At 34.8% G+C, this 21,701-nt stretch carries 16 protein-coding genes; 6 read left to right on the top strand and 10 right to left on the bottom strand.

Annotated elements, in window-relative coordinates; all coding sequences use genetic code 11:
• Nucleotide 1: 1 nt before the first annotated feature.
• Complete coding sequence (ubiE, locus tag SB679_RS08215) at nt 2-733, bottom strand: bifunctional demethylmenaquinone methyltransferase/2-methoxy-6-polyprenyl-1,4-benzoquinol methylase UbiE (RefSeq protein WP_034709597.1); 732 nt, start codon at nt 731-733, stop codon at nt 2-4.
• Nucleotides 730-1,299 (bottom strand): hypothetical protein, encoded by a 570-nt coding sequence (locus tag SB679_RS08210; RefSeq protein ID WP_410701777.1) that lies wholly within the window; start codon nt 1,297-1,299, stop codon nt 730-732. Before SB679_RS08210 ends, ubiE begins: the two co-directional genes overlap by 4 nt.
• A 102-nt stretch (nt 1,300-1,401) precedes the next feature.
• Here SB679_RS08210 and SB679_RS08205 point away from each other — a divergent pair, with 102 nt between their 5' ends.
• The gene (locus tag SB679_RS08205) at nt 1,402-2,469 is read left to right on the top strand and encodes a 3-oxoacyl-ACP synthase III family protein (RefSeq protein ID WP_410701776.1); all 1,068 of its coding nucleotides are present in this window, start codon (nt 1,402-1,404) and stop codon (nt 2,467-2,469) included.
• Between the two features lie 70 nt (nt 2,470-2,539).
• Entirely contained in the window at nt 2,540-3,745 is a 1,206-nt protein-coding gene (locus SB679_RS08200) for a metallophosphoesterase (protein WP_410701775.1), read from the top strand.
• 86 nt (nt 3,746-3,831) lie between these two features.
• Here the strand turns inward: SB679_RS08200 and SB679_RS08195 are convergent, their stop codons facing one another.
• Together SB679_RS08195 and SB679_RS08190 are read right to left on the bottom strand one after the other, a co-directional pair.
• Nucleotides 3,832-4,584 (bottom strand): polysaccharide deacetylase, encoded by a 753-nt coding sequence (locus tag SB679_RS08195; RefSeq protein ID WP_410701774.1) that lies wholly within the window; start codon nt 4,582-4,584, stop codon nt 3,832-3,834.
• Between the two features lie 84 nt (nt 4,585-4,668).
• On the bottom strand, nt 4,669-5,634 hold the full coding sequence (locus SB679_RS08190; RefSeq protein ID WP_410701773.1) for an NAD-dependent epimerase/dehydratase family protein: 966 nt from the start codon (nt 5,632-5,634) through the stop codon (nt 4,669-4,671).
• 342 nt (nt 5,635-5,976) lie between these two features.
• On the opposite strand from SB679_RS08190, the gene ggt reads away from it, so the two are divergent.
• Complete coding sequence (gene ggt / locus SB679_RS08185; RefSeq protein WP_410701772.1) at nt 5,977-7,665, top strand: gamma-glutamyltransferase; 1,689 nt, start codon at nt 5,977-5,979, stop codon at nt 7,663-7,665.
• 192 nt (nt 7,666-7,857) lie between these two features.
• Nucleotides 7,858-9,138, top strand: coding sequence for a dicarboxylate/amino acid:cation symporter (locus SB679_RS08180; protein ID WP_410701771.1), 1,281 nt, complete (start codon nt 7,858-7,860; stop codon nt 9,136-9,138).
• Nucleotides 9,139-9,213: 75 nt separating this feature from the next.
• Here the strand turns inward: SB679_RS08180 and SB679_RS08175 are convergent, their stop codons facing one another.
• From SB679_RS08175 to gyrB, 5 genes are all read right to left on the bottom strand, one after another.
• Nucleotides 9,214-10,065: a diacylglycerol/lipid kinase family protein gene (locus tag SB679_RS08175; RefSeq protein WP_410701770.1), complete on the bottom strand. Its 852-nt coding sequence runs from the start codon at nt 10,063-10,065 to the stop codon at nt 9,214-9,216.
• A gap of 44 nt (nt 10,066-10,109) precedes the next feature.
• Nucleotides 10,110-10,943 (bottom strand): RsiV family protein, encoded by an 834-nt coding sequence (locus tag SB679_RS08170; protein WP_410701769.1) that lies wholly within the window; start codon nt 10,941-10,943, stop codon nt 10,110-10,112.
• Nucleotides 10,944-11,045: 102 nt separating this feature from the next.
• A complete protein-coding gene (locus SB679_RS08165) occupies nt 11,046-12,977 on the bottom strand; it encodes a transglutaminase domain-containing protein (RefSeq protein ID WP_410701768.1) in 1,932 nt (643 codons plus the stop codon).
• A 2-nt stretch (nt 12,978-12,979) separates the two neighbouring features.
• Nucleotides 12,980-14,872 carry a DUF3857 domain-containing protein gene (locus tag SB679_RS08160; RefSeq protein WP_410701767.1) on the bottom strand — a complete coding sequence of 631 codons (1,893 nt, stop codon included), beginning with the start codon at nt 14,870-14,872 and terminating at the stop codon, nt 12,980-12,982.
• 113 nt (nt 14,873-14,985) lie between these two features.
• Nucleotides 14,986-16,920, bottom strand: a complete 1,935-nt coding sequence (gene gyrB / locus SB679_RS08155; protein ID WP_410701766.1) for a DNA topoisomerase (ATP-hydrolyzing) subunit B — start codon at nt 16,918-16,920, stop codon at nt 14,986-14,988.
• 432 nt (nt 16,921-17,352) lie between these two features.
• Between gyrB and SB679_RS08150 the strand changes: the two genes are divergently transcribed.
• Together SB679_RS08150 and SB679_RS08145 are read left to right on the top strand one after the other, a co-directional pair.
• Nucleotides 17,353-18,696: a cytochrome ubiquinol oxidase subunit I gene (locus tag SB679_RS08150; RefSeq protein WP_410701765.1), complete on the top strand. Its 1,344-nt coding sequence runs from the start codon at nt 17,353-17,355 to the stop codon at nt 18,694-18,696.
• Nucleotides 18,693-19,697, top strand: coding sequence for a cytochrome d ubiquinol oxidase subunit II (locus tag SB679_RS08145; RefSeq protein ID WP_410701764.1), 1,005 nt, complete (start codon nt 18,693-18,695; stop codon nt 19,695-19,697). The genes SB679_RS08150 and SB679_RS08145 overlap by 4 nt, the downstream gene beginning before the upstream one ends.
• Nucleotides 19,698-19,818: 121 nt before the next feature.
• Here SB679_RS08145 and SB679_RS08140 read toward each other — a convergent pair whose 3' ends face one another.
• Nucleotides 19,819-21,156 carry a T9SS type A sorting domain-containing protein gene (locus SB679_RS08140; protein ID WP_410701763.1) on the bottom strand — a complete coding sequence of 446 codons (1,338 nt, stop codon included), beginning with the start codon at nt 21,154-21,156 and terminating at the stop codon, nt 19,819-19,821.
• Nucleotides 21,157-21,701 lie beyond the last annotated feature (545 nt).

Raw genomic sequence — 21,701 nt, 5'->3', positions numbered from 1 at the left:
GTTACTTTGTTGCTTTATAAATTGTGGCTATACCTAAACTTAGTTTTTTATATTCAACTTTTTTAAATCCTGTATCCAAAAGAATTTGTTTCATCTTCTCCCCGAAAGGAAATGCATTTACAGAATCCGGAAGATATGTGTATGCCCTATTATCTTTAGAGATCAATCTGCCGATGGCAGGTAATACGTTTTTGAAATAAAACATATAAAATGGCCCTAAAAACCCCTCAACCTTTGAAAACTCAAGTATGTAAACACTCTTGTTATCTTTAACTACTCTTCTTAACTCTGCTAAACCTTTTCTAAGATTTTCAAAATTCCTCACTCCAAATGCAACGGACACAGCATCAAATCTATTTTCCTCAAAAGGTAAATTCTCTGCATCCCCCTTTTGCATGGAAATTTTGCCGTCTAAATTAAGTTTTTTTATTTTAATAACGCCAACATTTAACATTTGTTGCGATAAATCTAAACCAATTACTTTTGCATTGGTTCCTTTTTCAATTGTGATGGCCAGATCCCCCGTTCCTGTAGCCACATCCAGCACTTCTTGAGGGTTGTCATTTTTCATCCATTTGACCAGCGTATTTCTCCATAAAACATCAATTTTCATGGATAAAACATGATTTAAAAGGTCATATTTGGGTGCAATGTTGTCGAACATATCCTCTACCTGGCTCTTTTTAGGAGCTTCAGAATTGTAGGGAGTTACTTGGTTGATATCTTTTGTCAAAACTTATAATATTCTTTATAATAATTAAGGTAATCTTGTTTTCTGAAAATCTTGGATCTTGATTCTACCTGCTGTATATTCTTGATAAGCTGGTCATAATCCTCATCTACATTATAGTAAAAATCTTCAGTGTAGAGTTTATTGAAGCCTTTTGCCCCTCCAAAATATTCTTTCCCGTCAATTATGGTTTTATCAAGGTTCAAAAGTAATGAATCTTTTTTAAGATTATACCCATAATATTGGCGGTTAACATAATAATCCTGATGAGCTATGTTTAAAAGCCCGCGGATTTTGTTAACTTCAAATGCAGAATCATACAGCATTTTCTTATTCTGGTCAAAAACTTTAATGGAGTTTTTTCCCTGTTTCAGATCTACGTGCACATACTGGCCTGCTGAAATAATGCCTTCAGAGCCGTTATTAATCTTATAATAGTATGTATTGGGTGTAGGGTTGTCTACCAGGAAATAATTTTTCTTTGCTAAAAAAAGGAAGTAGATCCCAAAGGCAGCGATAAACGCCACAACTGCAACAAGTAAGCCTTTTAAGGACGGATTATTTTTCATAGATTGTACAATACAAGTTTTGCAAATTTAATAATATTTTTAATTTTTCGTTATTAATATTAATTATTAACTTTGCGTCTTTAAAAAAAATCAAATAAACGAATGCCGAATACAATCATTATTGGTTCTGGATCCTATATTCCTAATAGAGTTATTGGTAGAGACTTTTTCATGAATTCTGAGTTCTACACAGAAGATGGCGTGAAAATCGAAAAGCCTGCTGAAGAAATTATTTCAAAATTCGTGGAAATTACAGAGATAGAGAACAGAAGGTTCATAGAAGAAGATCTTTCCAACTCGCAAATCGGTTACGAAGCTGCTAAAATTGCTATTGAAGATGCAAAAGTAGATGGAGAGGAACTGGATTATATTATTTACGCCAGTAATTTCGGAGAAGTTACGGTAGACGGATATGTAAACTTCATGCCCAATATGGCAGCGAGGGTAAAAAATAAGCTTGGAATCAAAAACAGAAAATGCATTACCTATGATATGATTTTCGGTTGCCCGGGCTGGGTAGAGGCCATGATTTTAGCCGATAACCTGATTAAAGCAAACGCAGCTAAAACAATCCTTGTGATTGGTGCTGAAACATTAAGCCGTGTTACGGATCCGCATGACAGAAACAGAATGATCTTTGCTGACGGTGCAGGCGCAGTTGTAGTAAAAGCTACCGACCAAGATAACGTAGGAATTATTGCCCACAATACAATCTGCGACAACGGTCCGGAATTGTGTTACCTGGAAAACGCTTCTTCTATCAACGCTGATGCCGATCAGAAACGTCTTTTCGTAAGAATGCAGGGAAGAAAAATCTATGAGTACGCCCTTAAAAATGTACCTGTAGCCATAAAAGAAACCATTGAAGATGCTGATCTTTCCATTCAGGATATTAATAAAATATTGATCCACCAGGCTAACGCTAAAATGGATTATGCAATGATTGAGAGACTTCACAGACTTTATGACGTGAAGGATTACGATCATTCGATCTCACCAATGACGATTCAGGAGTTTGGAAATTCTTCTGTAGCGACCATTCCTACCATGTTTGATTTAATAATTAAAGGAAAAATGGCAGGTCAATCGTTTAAAGATAAAGGTAACATTGTGATGACTTCGGTAGGTGCCGGAATGAACATCAATGCTATCGTTTATAGATTTCCTTAAAAATATTTTAATTAACAAAAAATATAAAAAGCACAGGGAAATATTCTTTGTGCTTTTTTTAAACTCAATTATGCAAAGAAATTTTTTAATCATTGCTGCAATCTTCTTATTTTTAGAAGTTTACATTTATCAGGCAGTAAGAACGTTAACAGATAATTTCTGGATAAGACTTGGTTATTGGATCGCGTCTTTAGCTGTTTATGGGATTTTCGCCTATGAAATCACTCATTATCAAAAATCAGACAGAAGTACGATGAGGGCGCAGATTATGATTTCGTTGTTTGTCGTATTTATTTTGCCTAAAATCTTCATCGTTTTATTTTTATTAATTGATGATATTTTCAGAACAGGAAGTTATTTAATTGGATTAACACGTCCGACAGAAAACTTTTTCCCTGAAAGAAGGAAATTTTTAAGCTTAATAGGATTAGGTTTAGGAGGAGTTCTTTCCGCCCTTTTCATCGACGGAATTACCTTTGGGAAATACCGCCACAAAGTGAGAAGAGTAAGAATAAACTTTTCCAATCTTCCAAAAAGCTTCAAAGGATATAAAATCGTACAGATTTCAGACGTTCACAGTGGAAGTTTCAGCGATCCGAGTAAGCTGGAACACGCAATTAACTTAATTAACGAACAAAATCCTGATCTTGTTTTATTCACAGGAGATATGGTGAATAATGTTGCTGATGAGTTTAAACCTTTCATCCCTTTATTTTCAAAAATTAAAGCGAAAGACGGAAAATTTGCCGTACTGGGAAATCATGATTACGGGGATTATGTAACCTGGACTTCATTAGATGCCAAAAAGAAAAACCTTGACACCCTTATCGAGTATGAAAAGCAGGCAGGTTTTGATATGCTGAGAAACGAAAACAGAATCATCGAAAAAAACGGAGAGAAATTATACATTCTTGGTGTTGAAAACTGGGGACTCAAGCCATTTCCTCAATTTGGAAAAATTGATGATGCACTCAAAGGTGTACCGGAATCTGCTCCAAAAATTTTAATGAGCCACGACCCCACCCATTTTGATTATGTGGTAAAACAACACCCTGCAAACATTCATCTGACGCTTTCCGGCCACACGCACGGAATGCAGTTCGGGTTAGATCTGAAAAACATAAAATGGTCTCCGGTTCAATACCGTTATCCAAAATGGGCGGACCTTTATGAAAGTGAAGGCAAAATGCTGTATGTAAACAGAGGTTTTGGAGTATTGGGATACCCGGGAAGAGTCGGTGTTTTACCGGAAATTACTCTTTTTGAATTGGCTTAATATTTTTCTCCCACGGATTTCACAGATTTACACAGATGTTTGTGTATATTTTTATAATTTGATAGGAACCTGTGGGAGAAGAAAATCTAAAAAATATAATCTTTCATACGGGAAGTAGCCATCTCCTTCTCGTTGATCCAAGAAAGGAGGGCATCTAATTTGTCCTCCATTTTTTTGCCTGAAAATAAGCTTCTGTAGAAAGGAATTTCAAACGGGTACTTTTTAAAATCAGTAAACTGCCACGAGTTCAGATAGATCAGAACGAAATCATCATTCTTCAATGTTTCAAACACCATATTCTTGTAGTATTTCATCGGCAGCACCTGAAATACAAAATCATTATATGGCAATTGGCTGTAAGGAGAAATACTTTCCGGAACAATACTCAATCCGTTTTCTTCGGTGATCTCTGTGTTTCTTTGTAAGCGTTTGAAGGGAAAAAGAATTTCCGCATTATCGATATTGGAAACATAATTGAATTCCAACATTTTCAAATCTTCCTGACGAAGCCGGACATCTTTCTGACGAATTCCCCTGACTTGTTTTTCTAAAAATTCTTCCGTCTTTTTTTTAGCTTCTTCAATTTCATCCAAGTTTGAATCTTTATTATAAAAAGCAATTTCATGCCCTTGGGATGAAATTGCTTTTATAAGATTCCGGAGTTTTTCAGTGAGTGAAATCTCAATAAAAAAGCTCGCTTTATTGTCATGAATATCTAAAGTTCTGAGAATAGCTTTTGTATTATCTTCTGTAATTTTCAGTCTTTCAGCATCAGAGATCTGAACACCATTTTTAGTATCAGCTTCAATATTTATTACATTAAAAGTGAACAATACCATATAAACTATTTTCTATATAAATTTTATAATCAACATTAAGTCAGATGTTAAAACTATTTTTATTTAAACTAAATCTTTAAATAATTAATTTTTACCTAATTTAACTTTCAAATTCTCAATCATGTCCTTAGACATTTCAGAAATTCCAAAATCGTATGTCAATCCCCAGTCTTTTTTAGCAATGGAATCATCAATGGATGACGGCCAAGAATCTGCAATAACCTGTCTGAAATCAGGTTTATAATCAATCGTAAAATCCGGGATTTCTTTCTTAATTTCTTCTGCTAATTCTTTTGGTGTGAAAGACATTCCACCTAAATTATAAGACGAACGGATCGTTAGACTTTCTTTTGGAGCTTCCATTAATTTCAATGTTGCATTGATGGCGTCATCCATATACAACATCGGCATTGCTGTATTTTCTGAAATGAAACTGGTATACTTTCCTTCTTCAACAGCTTCGTAAAAAATCTCTACAGCATAGTCGGTAGTTCCTCCACCCGCTGGAGTTTTCCATGAAATCAATCCGGGATATCTGATGCTTCGCACATCTACTCCATGCTTGTCAAAATAGTATTCGCACCATTTTTCACCGGCCATTTTAGAAATCCCATACACTGTAGTAGGATTTAAAACAACATCCTGAGCTACATTTTCTTTGGGAATTCCTTTTCCAAAAACTGCGATTGAACTTGGCCAGAAAATCTTTTTAAGCAAACCTTCTTTAGCCAATTCACAGAAATGAAGTAATGGTTCCAAATTTAATTTCCATGCGAAAATAGGCTGCTTTTCTGATGTTCCTGACAGAAGTGACGCCAGATGGTACACTGTTGTGATTTCATAGTCTTTGATGACTTGTTTTACCAATTGGGTATTGGTAACATCCATTCTTTCATAATATCCGGCAGACGTAATTCCTTTCTGCCATCTATCCAATCCTGAAGCGACTACATTTTCAGCGCCATGGATTTCAACAAGTCTGTTTGTAAGCTCTGTGCCGATCTGTCCCAGGGCACCCGTAATCAATATTTTTTCCGTATAGGATTCCATTTTTTACTTTTTTTAGAATTGTACAAAAGTAAAAAAATCATGCTAATCATAATAAAAAAAGACCATTGTTTTTAATGTTGAAAAGGAAATTAAATAAGACTCGTAAAAAAGAAATCTTTCCAATACATTCTCATCATTTATATTTTTATAAAAAATAACGTTCATCATAAAAGTCCTTCATTGTATCAACAAAAAGACTATTATATCGATAATATAATTATATAAATCCTTAAAAATCAAATAAAATACAACCTGGCTAAAAAAGTAAGAATGCACGTTTCATGGCAACAGCAATGGTTCTCATTAAAAAAATATATACTTTTGTTCTTTAAACTCAATGGTATGAAAAAGATTTTTATTGCGACCGTACTTTTAGCCGGAAATTTTTGTTGGGCTCAGTTCACTGATATCAACATCGTAAAGGAAGTTAAAGTAAAAAACAAAGGCGTTGTGGTATCTGCACATCCTTTGGCAAGTGAAGCAGGAGCAAAAGTATTAAAAATGGGCGGTAATGCCTATGATGCAATTATTGCCACACAATATGCCCTGGCAGTAGTGTATCCTCAGGCGGGAAATATAGGCGGAGGCGGCTTTTTGGTGGGAGTGAAAAATACCGGTGAGAAATTTACGCTGGATTACCGGGAAACGGCTCCTAAGAAAGCTTCCCGTGATATGTATATTGATAAAACAGGAAAAGCCAATACCGATTTATCTCAAAACGGAAGGTTAGCAGTAGGGATCCCAGGAAGTATTGCCGGTTTTTTTGCTACTCTGAAATATGGTAAGCTTCCTATGGATAAAATTATCCAGCCAGCAATTGATCTTGCTGAACAAGGCTTTGCTATTACAGAAAAAGAAGCTGATATGCTTAATACCCATAAAGAAAGCTTCCAGAAACATAATTCATCTTCTATCATTTTTGTGAAAAATACGCCCTGGAAAGCAGGTGATATTCTGGTTCAAAAAGAACTGGCAGAAACGCTGAAGCTTATTCAGAAATTGGGTACAAAAGGCTTTTATGAAGGAAAAACGGCTGCTCTTTTGGTAGCTGAAATGAAAAGAGGAAATGGGATCATTACCATTGAAGATTTAAAAAATTATAAAGTTGCCGAAAGAAAAGCACTAGAATTTGATTATAAAGGAAATAAGGTAGTTTCCATGCCGTTACCATCCAGTGGCGGAGTTCTTTTAGCTCAAATGCTTAGAATGGCGAGCTTTGAAAACCTTGAAAAATACCAGCAGAATTCTACTCCGGCTGTACAGATTATGGTGGAAGCAGAACGAAGAGCTTATGCTGACCGGGCAGAATATATGGGCGATCCGGATTTCATCACGGACAAAACCAATTATCTGATTTCTGATGAATATCTTAAAGGAAGATGGAAAAGTTTCAGCTTCAATAAAGCAACTCCCAGTGCGGAAGTAGGAAAAATCATTAATCAGCCTAAGGAATCCACTGAAACCACTCATATTTCCGTAATCGATAAGGAAGGAAACGCAGCATCGGTAACCACCACATTAAATGGATATTACGGAAGCAAAGTAATGGTTTCGGGAGCCGGATTCTTTTTAAATAATGAAATGGATGATTTCTCTATAAAACCCGGAGTTCCAAATATGTTTGGGGCTGTAGGCGGTGAAGCGAATTCAATTCAACCTAATAAAAGAATGCTTTCTTCAATGACCCCTACTATTTTACTAAAAGATGGAAAGCCCTTTATGGTAGTGGGAACTCCTGGTGGAACTACAATTCCTACTTCGGTATATCAGTCTATTGTAGACATTGTGGATTTTAAATTAAATGCCAATATTTCTGTGAATGCCCCTAAATTCCATCACCAGTGGCTTCCGGAAACCGTAACGGTAGAAAATAATTTCCCTGAAGCAACTATTGCAGAGCTTAAAACCAAAAATTATGTGGTTGAAAAGATCAAACTGATTGGAAAAACAGAAATGATCGTTATTGACAGTAATGGAAATATTCAGGCGGTTGCAGACGGAAGAGGTGATGATTCTGTTGCGGTTGAATGATAATTGGTTTGGTTGATGGTTGTTAGTGTTTGGTTTTAGTTTTTAGTGATCGGATGCAGATTCGTGTGGTGAAAAATAATGGTTTTTTCAAAATGCTGTGGATCAGTTGAGAATGTATTTTTATGATTTTCATCATGAATCCCGATAAAATTTTCTTATTTTTCGTCATTCAAAAATCAAAAATTATTGCATTTGAAAGCTAAGAAAATACACCACCAACTTTACTTCCAGGTTATTATCGCGATCATTGCCGGGGTTTGTCTAGGAAGATTTTATCCGGAATTAGGAGAAAAGATGAAACCACTGGGAGACGGCTTCATTAAATTGGTAAAAATGATCATAGCTCCGGTTATCTTCATTACCCTTACTCTGGGAATCGCCCATATGACGGATCTTAAAAAAGTAGGAAGAATTGCGGTAAAGGCCATGATCTACTTTTTTACTTTTTCTACATTAGCTTTGATCATAGGATTGGTTGTAGGAAATATTTTACAGCCGGGCTCCGGATTAAATATTGATCCTGCCACTCTTTCCGGTGATGTTTCCCAGTATCAGCAGAAAGCCCACGAATCTACACTTACAGGATTTATCATGAATATCATTCCTGAAACGTTATTCAGTCCGTTGATTGGTGAAAATATCCTTCAGGTGCTGCTTGTTTCGGTATTAATGGGAGTGGCTTTAGTGTTAACGAAAGAAAAAAGCAAAAGAGTAACGGAATTCCTCCAGGATCTGTCGACTCCTATATTAAAAATTGTCCACATGCTGATGAAAATGGCTCCTATTGGAGCTTTCGGAGCAATGGCTTTCACGATTGGAAAATACGGTCTGCATTCTGTTATCAACTTATTATTGTTAGTGGGCACATTCTATATTACCTCTGCCCTATTTGTGGTGCTGGTATTAGGTACTGTTGCCTGGTATAACGGATTTAATATTTTTAAGCTGATCTATTACCTTAAAGAAGAACTTTTACTTGTATTGGGAACAAGTTCTTCAGAATCTGCACTTCCGGGTGTGATGGAGAAGCTCGAAAAAGCCGGCTGCTCCAAAGCTATCGTAGGTTTGGTAGTACCCACCGGTTATTCTTTTAATCTGGACGGAACCAATATCTACATGACTCTGGCTTCTTTGTTTATAGCACAAGCTTTGAATATTCATCTTCCCATTGAAAAACAGATCATGCTTCTTCTGGTGGCCATGCTGAGTTCAAAAGGAGCTGCCGGAGTTACAGGTGCCGGATTCGTTACGCTCGCAGCGACACTGGCTGTTGTACCTGAAATTCCTATTGCCGGTATGACCTTGATCTTAGGAATTGATAAATTCATGAGTGAATGCCGTGCTTTGACGAATGTCATCGGAAATTCTGTAGCCACCATAGTGGTTGCTAACTGGGAAAAGCAACTGGATAAAGAGCAATTGCATTTTTGCCTGGATCATCCTCATGAAATTGAGAAAAAACTTGAGATGTAAAATAAACATCTGTAAACATAAACCCCGGTTTCAGCTAGCTGAAACCGGGGTTTATTATTTTAAAATTGTAAGCTATTATATAAGAATATTTAAGCTCGCAGGTGATACTTTTACGTGAATAGGTGATTTTATTTTATTAAACTCACCATCAAGATGCCAATTTTTGGTATTGACCTTAAATTCTATTTCTGAAACAGGAAGATACGTTACATAATCATCGTCTTTCAGTTTTTTGGTAAACATCCTGTAGGCAAAAAGAGCGGAATAGGATAATGGAAATTTTTTCACCAGTACCATATCTACCAGTCCATCACTTTTGCTTGCATTGGGTGCGATGTACGCATTGTTTCCAAATTGGCGGGTGTTTGCAATATTCAGCATAAGATATCTTCCATTGTACTTCTGATACTGTTCATCGGAAAATTTCACCTTTATAGGTTTGTAATTAAAGAAAGTTTTAAGGGAAACCTTAATATAATTTTTGAATCCACGGTCTGTTTTTTCAAATTCTTTGACCACTTTACCATCAAATCCTGTCCCTGAAACATTGATAGACAGCCTTCCATTGACTGTAAATGTATCAATCTTCCTTGATTTTTTAGCCGTCAGTTTTCCGAGTAGTTCGTCCAGATTTTTGCTAAACTTCGTTTCATTGGAAAATCCGTTTCCTGAGCCTGCCGGAAAAATTGCCAGGATTTTATCTGTACTTATGAGATTTTTTGCCACAGTAGAAATAGTTCCATCGCCTCCTATTGCTACAAAAATATCAATCTTGTCAAACTGTTTTTGGATAAAATCGTCTGTTCCCTGAATAGATTCTGAGATATAGTACAGGGGATCCTGAACCTTCTTTCTCAATTCATTGAGAAATGGCTGATAATTCTTTTTAGCTGAAAAAGGATTAATAATAAAAGCTACTTTTTCCATCACCGCAAAAATAGAAAATGCTTCTGTAATTGGAAAACAATAATTTACTTAATTTTCATTCTTTCTTTAAATTCCGGAGTTAAAGTACCTTTTAAATCCACCCAGGAAACAGGAATGATAATATCTCCTGCGGCAAAAGCTGTAATCTCGTATGGACTGTAATGAAAATACAGGTTTTTATCGTCAAAGTAAAAATTATTTGAAACAGGAATTACATCAACCAAAAGCATCTCTGAATTTTTCACTTCACCTTTTTCATCGGTAGTTCCACTTGGTACCGTATTAATATTCTTCATTAAAATAGGCTCAAGCTTACTTCTAGGAATGGTAGTGATGTCTTTAAGCTCCAATTTTCTATTATTTTTAAGATCAAAAACTCTTTCTGTATATCCATATTCATCATGAGCACCCCCGATATACGCATTTGAGGAATATTGTATATGCATATAACCATTGGTATTGGAAACCAGCTTCATATCAGAATCTGTATACCAGGTTTGGGCATTGGTGATATCAGAAATAAAGTCTTTAGTATCCTGCTCCGTGGAAGTGAAATATTGCTTCTTCTCATTTTCCAGATAAGCCTGCAAACCTTTTTTAGAAAAGTCTCTGCTTCCCTTATTATTCAAATAAATGCTGTCCAAAAGCTTTTGGTCTTTTAATCCAGGAAAAACAAGGAGCTTAGAGGTATATCTCAGACTTAAGAATTTACCTATTTTAATGGAATCATCTACTTTAACAGAGTCTACTTCAAATTTCTCAGGCTGTGCAATCTGCTCGGTTTGTGCAGTATTTGCAGATTTAGTATTTTCAGCTTTTTTACATGCTGAAAAAATAAAGAAGGAGGAAAGCGCCAGGATGGCAGTCGTATTTTTCATAATTACTATTTTTTATAAATATGCAAAAACCATTCAAAAGATGAATGGTTTTTAAAAATATTTTGTTTTAATGTAAATAAGGCTGTGCTTTATATCAAAAAGTTATTTTTTAATAAGGCTTATTACCTGGTTTTCATTTTTAGAAGCGGTTTCCCATATCTTTTTAAATGCGGGATAATATTCTTTAGGATAATCAGGGCTGGCGATTTTCGTTGTTGAAGTTACTTCCAGCTTATTTCCTTTTTGTTCTACCGCATAACTGTATTCTATCTCTTTATCTTCAGTTACAATTCTTTTATTTTTAGGCATTTCTTCTATGCTATAGCCTTCCGGAATCTCAAGAATTATCTTCTTTACTTTTGTATAAGGCGATAAAAAATCTATAGGATATTTTCTGGCTTCTGTCTGATCAAATTCGTTAGAATTTTTATTTAAAAATAGCATTGGATTGATGATCATTTTTTTTCCAATCTTATCAATCAGGTTGTCTGCAGAAAATTTCATTTTGCTTTCAAATTCACCATTTTCCAGAACTTTAGAATCAATCTCTGTAAAATCTATTGCGTAATTTTCTTTGTATTGCTTTTTATATTTTTCTGCATTTTCATCATAACTTTCTTTAGCAAACATGGCAAATGAACCGGTATCTTTATCGGTATACATTCCTGAAATACTTCCATCTTCATTTATTTTTGCCTCGGCAGTAAGATAAGTAAAGCTTGGTTTTGCATTAACCATCTGGATTTGTTTTACTTTGTCTTTGGACAATAGAATACCAAATTGGTTCCAGTCTCTGGGAGGAAGTTCATCTATAGAAGATTGTTTTGCAGTAGCATCATAAATATGGAAGCCGTCTTTTGTTTCTATAGCCGCCAACACGAAATTCATATTAGAAACGTTGGGTGATCCCAGATTGATCAACCCGTTTTCTACTGTAGAAATAATAAGAGGATCGGCTTTTAACCCAGCTTCACGAAGCATCATAACTAAAAGAAGATTGATTTCTGCAGCATTTCCTGTTTTAGTTTCAATCAATTTTTTAATTCCATCTTCTGTATAAATACCTTTATCCTTGTTCCATGTAAAATTTTTCTGGACATATTTAAGAATGAGATCAGCTTTATCTGTATCATTTTTTAGGTCTGAGATCCCAGCTGGCAAGATTTCACGTGCAATTTTAGATCTTTTCAATTCACCTCCAAAGTCTTCATCCTCATACAGCCTTTTCATCACCTGCTCCCAAGAGGATGAGTAAAGCTTAATTTCCTTAAAATTTGTGGAATGAAGTTCAGCACTTATCTTTGTTCTGTAGTTTCTATCATTTCGTACAAATTTTTCAGTTTTATATCCTTTTAGGTTTTCATATCCAAATCGATACGTTCTATAGCTAGTCCCATATAAATTTGTCTCTTCTACCATCCTATATTTAGGAGAAAGAGATCCTGTATAATTTACATTATAGGCGATATAAGAGGGAGTATCTAAAATATACTCGGTATACAAAGCTGGTGTATCAGATTCTATAACTATTTCTGGAATTGAAAACAGAAAGGGAGATACAACTTCATATTGATATTCCAGAATAGAACCGTCTTTTACATTAGGATAGGCAAATTTAGTAACGGTTACGTATTTACTTTCTTTGCTTTTGTATTTTGAGCTTTTTTCGACTTTAACAGGATTTGCTATACCATTTTCCAGATTATAAGTCAGTGCTTTTATTTTATTTAATGTTTCATGATTGTTTCCACTCTGATATAAAGGGATCTCGAGATTCAACCAATCTTCAGCTTTATCTTTGTTATAAATCTTTACTCTGTAAAAATATGTTTTATACAGGTTCCCTGTTGTAGCATCAATCATAAAATGAACCGATCTGTACAGAATTTCAGCGGGTGTATTCTCATCTAGAACAGATTTCTGTTTTGATAAATCGGTGTCGTTGAATTTGGGAGGATTCAGAAATTCCTGTTTCTGGGCATGTACTAAGACCAGACTTGCAGATCCCAAAAGGAGTAATAGTATTTTTTTCATCGTTATATTTTTGTAATTAAAATTTTGGAATTATCAATATTAATGGTCTTTTTTCTAAAGCTTACATAATCATTGTACTTTTCTTTCGGGTATAATCCTTTATTAACGTGGATTTTTCTAAGCACTTTGATCTGTTTTTCATTTTTAATAAAATGTAAAGTGTAGCTCCCGAATTCAGAATTAACAGTAACATCGTCAGGAACCTCGTCAATTTTGTAATTCTGCGGAATGGTAAAATTAATTTCAAATTCGTCTTCAAATGATTGTCCTATTTCGAAAGGCAGCTTTCTATTTTCATTTGTTTTATAAATAGGATTTGAATAGATAGGAACTGCTCTAAAAATAAGGCTGTTTCCTGTGTTTTTAGAAAAGTTATTGGCTTTAAAATCTACATCATAAACAGTCTGCGCCTGATCTCTGTCATTGATGAAATTTTTCATTTCAATCTTCTCACAGTTCAAAACATCTAACTGACTTTTTAGAGCTTCATTTCTTTCCTTAGCGGTTAAATTAGTTAACCCTAAACTATAATCATATTGACTTCCAGTATAGGAAAAATGACCTTCACCAGTTATACTATTATCTTCATTAACTTTTACTTTAAGTAGTTGTCTTTCTTTATTTTGCTCTGCCGAATATACCGGGGTATTAATAATATCAATCCCATTCTGTTTAATAGAAAGTACATTTCTGTCTGTCGTTGTATAATTTAAGTGATTAAATGCTACCTGTTGGGAGGTATTTTCAAGCCAGATATTTGCTTTTTCAGCAGGCACCATTAAAATAACATGATTCCCACCCATCTTTGGAAATTCCGGATCAAAAGAAATTTGCGACGGGCTGGAGTTAATCACACAGTAATAAGAAGGTATTCCCGCTTCATCCAACAGTGTTTTCATATAATTGGTAAGCCCTTTACAATCCCCATAGCCTTTTCTCTGAACTTCGTCAGGCAGCATCGGCTGCCAGCCTCCAATTCCTAAGGCTACAAAAATATATCTGGTTTTTGTCTGCATATACTGATATACCTTTTTTACCTTTTCTTCGGTCGTTCCCTGAAGATTAAGAGCAGCCACTTCTGCTTTTATAGCAGGTGTTGATAAAGAAACCGGCTGTAAAATACTTTTGTAATACCATGAACCGAAATCTGACCAGTTATTGATACTTCCTTCTTTCCCTTCAAGGTTGAACTGCGTCAGAGCAAAACTTACTTTAGGTAATATTTTGACAGGCTGCGGCAATAACTGAAGGTCTTCAATAGCAGGAATATTTTTATATGCATATGTTTTATCTAAAGCCCCACCACTTTCTGTTACTGACGCATATTCATATTTTGACGGGTATGTTTTTGTTTTAAGATTGATTCCCGATGTATTAATGATTTTAAACTGAGCTTCCTCTAAGGATACATTTGTAGAAGTAAACGGAACAAAATCAGGAATAAAGATGGTATTTTTATTCGTAATCTGATAAGAAAAATCGACTGTATACGGATATTGGGCCGGAGTAAATGATAAAGCTAATATCCGATTATCTGAATAAAAAGCTCCCTGGGGATTATTCGCAAAATCTGCCAGGTCTGATTTAGAAAAAGATTTCACCTTTTTACCAGACTCATCATAGATTGTAATTTTAACATCAGATATATTGTCTCCTTTTTCATAAGGAATATAGACCGCAGCTTTTGACACGCCATCTTTATTAAGAACTGTCGTTACGGTATTGTACTGATATTTTATTTCATCAATTTTATTAATTTGTACGGTCGTAAAATCCCTTCGGATAACAGCATCAGCGTTTTTCTTTAAATTTTCAGGAATAGCAGCAGCCGGGAAGGTCTGTGCGTAGTATATCGAAGCTATGGAGAAAGCTCCAATACAAAGTATTTTCATCATAGTTATTTAAAATTAGGCAAAAATAGTAAAATCTTAACAAATGTTAAAATTATTTTTTTTGCACAAAAAAAGGCTTCATTGCTGAAGCCTTTATGTATTTATTCCCAGATTAATTATGCATCAATCTTAGCATATTTAGCATTTTTCTCGATAAATTCTCTTCTTGGCGGAACTTCATCTCCCATTAGCATAGAGAAAACACTGTCGGCTTCTACCGCATTGTCAATGGTTACCTGCTTTAGAATTCTATGTTCAGGGTTTAGAGTTGTTTCCCAAAGCTGTTCAGGGTTCATTTCCCCAAGACCTTTATAACGCTGTACCTCAACACCTTTACCATCAGGAGATAATTCCAGAGTAAACTGCTCACGTTCTTTTTCGTTATAGGCATATACTTTTTTGTTACCTTTCTTTAATAGGTATAAAGGAGGTTGTGCAATATAAATATATCCGTTTTCAATAAGCTCTTTCATAAATCTAAAGAAGAACGTAAGAATCAATGTAGAAATGTGAGATCCATCGATATCAGCATCGGTCATGATAACCACTTTGTGATATCTTAGTTTAGCCATATTCAATGCTTTGCTGTCTTCTTCTGTTCCTACAGAAACACCAAGAGCAGTATAAATATTTTTGATCTCTTCGTTATCATACACTTTATGAAGCATAGACTTTTCAACATTCAAAATCTTACCTCTCAAAGGAAGAATTGCCTGGAAATGTCTGTCTCTACCCTGCTTTGCTGTTCCACCTGCGGAATCTCCCTCCACAAGGAACAATTCAGATTCTTCAGGACTTTTTGATGAACAGTCAGATAATTTTCCAGGAAGTCCGGAACCACCCATTGGTGATTTTCTCTGAACCATTTCACGAGCCTTCTTCGCTGCCTGTCTTGCTTTTGCTGCTAAAACTACTTTTTGAACAATAATTTTTGCTTCATTAGGATTTTCTTCCAAAAAGTTGGTAAGCATTTCTCCTACAATTTTGTCAACAGCTCCCGAAACTTCAGAGTTTCCTAGTTTCGTTTTCGTCTGACCTTCAAACTGAGGTTCCATTACTTTTACAGAAATCACCGCTGTTAATCCTTCACGGAAGTCATCACCAGTAATTTCCACCTTCTCTTTCTGGGGAATCCCTAAATCATCTGCATATTTCTTCAAGGTTCTCGTCAAAGCACGTCTGAAACCTGCTAAGTGAGTTCCTCCTTCATGAGTATTGATATTGTTTACATAAGAGTGAAGATTTTCACTGAATGAAGTATTATAACGCATGGCAACTTCTACAGGAATATCATCTCTTTCTGCTTCCATGAAGATCACATTCTCCATGATAGACTCTCTGTTTCCATCGATATATTCAACGAACTCTTTTAATCCTCCTTCAGAATGGAAAACTTCCGCAGGAAATGATCCGTCTTCGTTAGGGTTTCTCTCATCAACAAGGGTTATTGTAATTCCTTTATTAAGGAAAGCCAGTTCACGTAATCTTGTTGCAAGAGTATCATAATTGTAAACTGTTTCCTGAAAGATTGTACTGTCCGGCTGGAAGAAAACTTCTGTTCCTCTTTCGTCGGTAGTTCCTATTTCAGCAACATCTGCAAGTGCTTTTCCTTCTGAATATTTTTGTTGATATAATTTACCGTTAAGGCTTACTGTAGCCACCAATAGAGTGGAAAGTGCATTCACACACGATACCCCAACTCCGTGAAGACCTCCGGATACTTTGTAAGAATCTTTATCAAATTTTCCTCCCGCTCCAATTTTGGTCATTACAACCTCTAAAGCGGATTTTTGTTCTTTTTCGTGAAAATCTACAGGAATCCCTCTACCGTTATCTTTTACAGAAATACTTTCTCCTTCATGGATAGTTACCAAAATGGTATCGCAATACCCTGCCAAAGCCTCATCAATAGAGTTATCTACTACCTCATAAACCAAATGATGAAGACCTCTTACTCCTACATCACCAATGTACATAGATGGTCTTAATCGAACGTGTTCCATGCCTTCTAATGCCTGGATACTACTAGCTGTATATTGTTTTTGACTCATATAAAATTAATAAATTTGCCTAATGCAAAGACCTACAAATATCGTGATTTTTTTCGACTTATGAAAGTTAAAATGTGTCAAAAAAGTATTGTTTTAAATATAAAAAAACAGACTTTGGCCAGTATGATTATTGATGGTTCTTTTACCAACGAACTTTATACTTTTCAGAATCAATTTTTTATCACTTTAAAAGATAATCTTATCCTTTATTTCTTTTCAATCAATTTTTCGAATCTTCACAGCATACTATCTTTTCATTTAAATTGCAAAGTTCATAAGACACTATAAAAGAATCTGATCTCCGGTACAAAGCAACAAGTTTAACGCGCAAAAGCATCTAAATTATCATCTATTTCCCAAACAGCAACTGTATTAAATCATATTATACATCCGTATTTTATATGTAAATTTATGTACCCAAAAATTGATATTATGGATGATTTCATTGCAGCGCGTGCGCAGATGGCTATATCTCTTGGCTTCCACATTATTTTCGCCTGCGTAGGAATGGTGATGCCCTTCTTAATGGCTTTTGCCCACTGGAAATACCTTAAAACCAATAACGAAGTATATAAAGGCCTTACAAAAGCCTGGAGCAAAGGTGTAGCCATCCTTTTTGCTACCGGAGCCGTTTCAGGCACCATGCTTTCCTTTGAACTTGGACTTCTCTGGCCGGGATTTATGAAACATGCTGGACCTATTTTCGGAATGCCATTCTCTTTAGAAGGTACGGCTTTCTTTATTGAAGCCATTGCAATAGGTTTTTTCCTGTATGGCTGGGATAAATTTAACAAATGGTTTCATTGGTTCTGTGGATTTCTTGTAGGATTAAGCGGACTGGCTTCAGGAATTTTGGTGGTTGCTGCCAACGCATGGATGAATTCACCTTCAGGGTTTGATTATATTAATGGACAATACGTCAATATAGATCCTATTAAGGCTATGTTTAATGAAGCCTGGTTTCCACAGGCGCTCCATATGACTGTTGCTGCATTTTGTGCTACAGGATTTGTAGTAGCCGGAGTTCACGCCTATTTAATAATGCGTAGAAAGAATGTGGAATTCCATACTAAAGCTTTTAAAATAGCAGCAGGCTTTGCATTGATTGGTGCATTCGGAGCGCCCTTAAGCGGAGATGTAGCCGCTAAATCTGTTGCAAAAAGACAACCTATTAAACTTGCTGCGATGGAAGCCCATTTTGAAACTGAAAAAGGTGCTCCTTTTATTCTTGGTGGTATTCCTGATGAATCAAAAGGAGAGGTAAAATATGCGGTTAAGATTCCAAAAGTATTAAGCTTCTTGGTAAGTAATGATTTCAATGCTGAAGTAAAAGGTCTGAATGACTTCCCAAGAGATGAATGGCCTCCTGTTGCCGTAGTACACTATTCTTTTCAAATTATGATCTTCTTTGGTGTTGTGATGATATGCATCGGAAGTGTTTATTTATATGCTTTTTTCTTCAGGAAAGAATGGCTTTCTAAAAACTGGCTTCTAAAAACATTTTTTTTCGCGACTCCTTTTGGATATATTGCACTGGAAGCAGGCTGGACGGTAACGGAAGTCGGACGACAGCCCTGGATTATTTACGGTGTCATGAGGACTATAGATGCAGTTACCCCGATGCCGGGAATTCAGTATTCCTTCTACTTTTTCACAGCTATATTTGTTTCTTTATCATTGATCATTATTTTCCTTTTGAGAAGACAGATCAAGATGGTCCCAAAACTTTACGACCCTACCGATATTCAGTTTAAAACTAAAAACAAAGAATTATGATTTACGTTGTTATAGGCTTTCTTTGGCTTTCCATGTGTCTTTATCTTATTTTAGGCGGAGCTGATTTCGGAGCGGGAATTGTTGAACTTTTTACTTCTAAAAAGGCGCGTCCCAAAACAAAAGAAATTATGTATGAATCTATTGCACCCGTTTGGGAAGCGAATCATATGTGGCTGATTATTGCCATTGTTATTCTTTTTGTAGGATTTCCGGAAATTTACACGACAATGTCGACCTATCTTCATATTCCTCTAGTTCTGATGCTTTTGGGAATCATCGCAAGAGGAACCGCTTTTACTTTCAGGCATTACGACGCCGTGAAAGACGAATGGCAGATTTTATATACCCAAATCTTTTACTACGCAAGTCTGTTAACGCCTTTTTTCTTAGGGCTCATTGCTGCAGCTACTGTTTCTCAGTCTATCAACCCGGATGCTAAAACATTTTTAGACCTGTATATTTTCAGCTGGCTGAATTGGTTTGGTGTTGCCGTAGGCTTATTTACAGTTGCCCTTTGTGCTTATCTGGCATCAATTTTTTCATTAAGAGAAACCCGCGATAAGCTAGATCTAACCTTAATGATCAAAAAATCTAAACAGACCATGATCTTCGTAGTCTTAACAGGAGTATTGGTATTTTTAACAGCGTATTTATCTGGTATTCCTTTGGTAACTTGGGTCTTTTCAAAACCATTGGGTATTATGGCTATTTCTTTTGCTACGGTTGCTTTAGGATTAATTTTCCGTGCAATGAAAAACCGAAAATTACTCCCGGTACGTGCACTGGCAGGCTTCCAGGTGATTATGATATTAGTCGCTGCAACCTATCAGCACAATCCGGATATCATCCTATTAGGAAACGGACAGCACCTTTCATTGCTGGAACACATTGCTGCCCCGAAAACAATTTCAGCACTCGGTTGGGCTTTGATGCTGGGATCGCTGTTTATATTGCCTTTTCTCTTTTACCTGATGTTTTCTTTCAGTAAATTAAAAAAATAATAATAAATAATTTTTAAAGTTTCATAACTTCTAAATAAAAGAAACTGATGTAGAATTCTACATCAGTTTCTTTTTAAGATTAAATATTATAATTGTTAGCCAATGATATCAAGTCTACAAATTAATCTTTAATGAACTTTGTCTGATAGCTTTTTTTGTTTGTCTTTATTAGCAACAGATAAGTTCCTTTTGTAAGATTGGCTACGTTATTTTTCAAAACAAATGTTTTTACTATTGATCTTCCCACCATATCAAAAATTTCTACTGACTCCAACTTTTCATTATTATATAATTGTATATTGAATTCATCCTGAACCGGATTAGGATAAATAGATAATTTCCCTGCTTTATCTATTTCTGATGTACTTAGCACTGCGGTTCTAATATACCTTGACAAATATGTTTTATATGATCCCATTGTATATCGATATTTATTTATAATCAGAAACTTATTTCCTGGTACTATTTTAGCATCAATTATAAATCCGGTATTATCTTTCGTATAGTAGAAAGAATTATTATTAAAAGTATAATCTTCAGCACCATTAGACTTTAGTCTCATAATAATTTTCATATCAGGATAATTTCCAGGACTACCATCAATCATTTTTCCTCCAAAAAAAACGATGTTTCCATCTGAATCAAAATCAGCAGTATAAAAACTTGGCTTTATAAATTCTGTTATAGTTTTTACTCCATTTATTCCAAAATTAGTATCGATTAACCCATTAGAAGTATACTTCTTAATTGTCATTGTAGATGAAACGCTATCAATAGAAAAAGTAATAATTTCGTCAGTATTTTTATTCAAATAGAATGTTCCTAAAAGCGCAGTTGGATTACCATATGTTGTATCTATGTTACCATTAAAATCAAGTCTGGAGCTTCCAGCAACATTACCTATGTATAAATAATTATTAGAGAGTCTTATAATTGAAGTAGCAGTATTAAAGTTAAAATTGTTATCAGTTTGCCCATTAGACAGCAGTTTCTTTATTTTACCTGATAAATCTTGAAGATACAAATTTGAATTATTATCAATAAATGCTTTTTCAATTGGATAATTTATTGTCACAGTACCATTAATACCGTAAGACAAGTCCAAAACTCCATTTGAATCATATTTATTTATAGTACGACCTAGATTTGGGGACGATAGATTCCAAAATATATAAATATTTTGATCATTAGCAACAAGAGTTTTTCCAGGTTCAAAATTGGCCACCGGAATCGGAATGGATCCATTAACTCCAAAACTCAAGTCATAGCTTCCGTCCTGAGTTTTTTTTTTCAGATTTAACCCTCCAGTTGACAATAGAGTATTTCCATTTGGTGTAAATAGATATGGAAATGTCTCCCAACCAGTAGGGCCTCCAATATAATTTGGATCAGAAGTTACATAAAATTGACTTTTAATACTAATTACTAAAAGGAAAATAAAAAGATAAAGTAGTTTCATAAAGTTTGTTTTTTATCCTCTCTAGAAAATTTGCATAAATATAGTATTTCTTTTCAAAACATTATGGTAGTTTTATCATAAAACGATCTCTAACCCAATTTCCCCCTTAACGACTTTTCTTTATTTCACATTAAATTTCATTTCCACACTAATAAAAACTGTTTAAAACAACTAATTATCCAATTAAAAAAAAATATCAATGAGTAATCTATATTTTTAACTTTTTTTATTTTCTAAAAGTTTAATTTTAGTCGATTTTTTAGAAATTGCTGCATTGGACGTTTGGTTATTATGTGAGTTATCCCCACTCAATATTATAAACAATTGATAATTCTATCATTTATATGAAATACATCAGTATTGGCTTCTATAAAACTCATTACTTGTAAATTAGAATATAACGTTAGGAAATTTATGTATTGATATACTAAAATGCTAATAGATAAATATTTCTTATTAAAGCTTATATTTTTATTAAAGATCATTCTAAGTTAATCCTCAAATATCTAGACAAAAAAAGCGAACATTAAGTTCGCTTTTTTTGT

Origin of the sequence: Chryseobacterium sp. SIMBA_029 (genome assembly GCF_046535275.1) — a bacterium.
In the GTDB taxonomy this organism is placed as follows: Bacteria; Bacteroidota; Bacteroidia; order Flavobacteriales; family Weeksellaceae; genus Chryseobacterium.
Note: the sequence above shows the minus strand (reverse complement) of the source record. Positions and strands in the feature narration are given on the sequence as shown.

Coding starts and splice junctions, on each gene's coding strand:
- SB679_RS08210 (WP_410701777.1), bottom strand. CDS start 1,299: ATGAAAAATAATCCGTCCTTAAAAGGCTTACTTGTTGCAGTTGTGGCG.
- SB679_RS08205 (WP_410701776.1), top strand. CDS start 1,402: ATGCCGAATACAATCATTATTGGTTCTGGATCCTATATTCCTAATAGA.
- SB679_RS08200 (WP_410701775.1), top strand. CDS start 2,540: ATGCAAAGAAATTTTTTAATCATTGCTGCAATCTTCTTATTTTTAGAA.
- SB679_RS08195 (WP_410701774.1), bottom strand. CDS start 4,584: ATGGTATTGTTCACTTTTAATGTAATAAATATTGAAGCTGATACTAAA.
- SB679_RS08190 (WP_410701773.1), bottom strand. CDS start 5,634: ATGGAATCCTATACGGAAAAAATATTGATTACGGGTGCCCTGGGACAG.
- ggt (WP_410701772.1), top strand. CDS start 5,977: ATGAAAAAGATTTTTATTGCGACCGTACTTTTAGCCGGAAATTTTTGT.
- SB679_RS08175 (WP_410701770.1), bottom strand. CDS start 10,065: ATGGAAAAAGTAGCTTTTATTATTAATCCTTTTTCAGCTAAAAAGAAT.
- SB679_RS08170 (WP_410701769.1), bottom strand. CDS start 10,943: ATGAAAAATACGACTGCCATCCTGGCGCTTTCCTCCTTCTTTATTTTT.
- SB679_RS08165 (WP_410701768.1), bottom strand. CDS start 12,977: ATGAAAAAAATACTATTACTCCTTTTGGGATCTGCAAGTCTGGTCTTA.
- SB679_RS08160 (WP_410701767.1), bottom strand. CDS start 14,872: ATGATGAAAATACTTTGTATTGGAGCTTTCTCCATAGCTTCGATATAC.
- gyrB (WP_410701766.1), bottom strand. CDS start 16,920: ATGAGTCAAAAACAATATACAGCTAGTAGTATCCAGGCATTAGAAGGC.
- SB679_RS08150 (WP_410701765.1), top strand. CDS start 17,353: ATGGATGATTTCATTGCAGCGCGTGCGCAGATGGCTATATCTCTTGGC.
- SB679_RS08145 (WP_410701764.1), top strand. CDS start 18,693: ATGATTTACGTTGTTATAGGCTTTCTTTGGCTTTCCATGTGTCTTTAT.
- SB679_RS08140 (WP_410701763.1), bottom strand. CDS start 21,156: ATGAAACTACTTTATCTTTTTATTTTCCTTTTAGTAATTAGTATTAAA.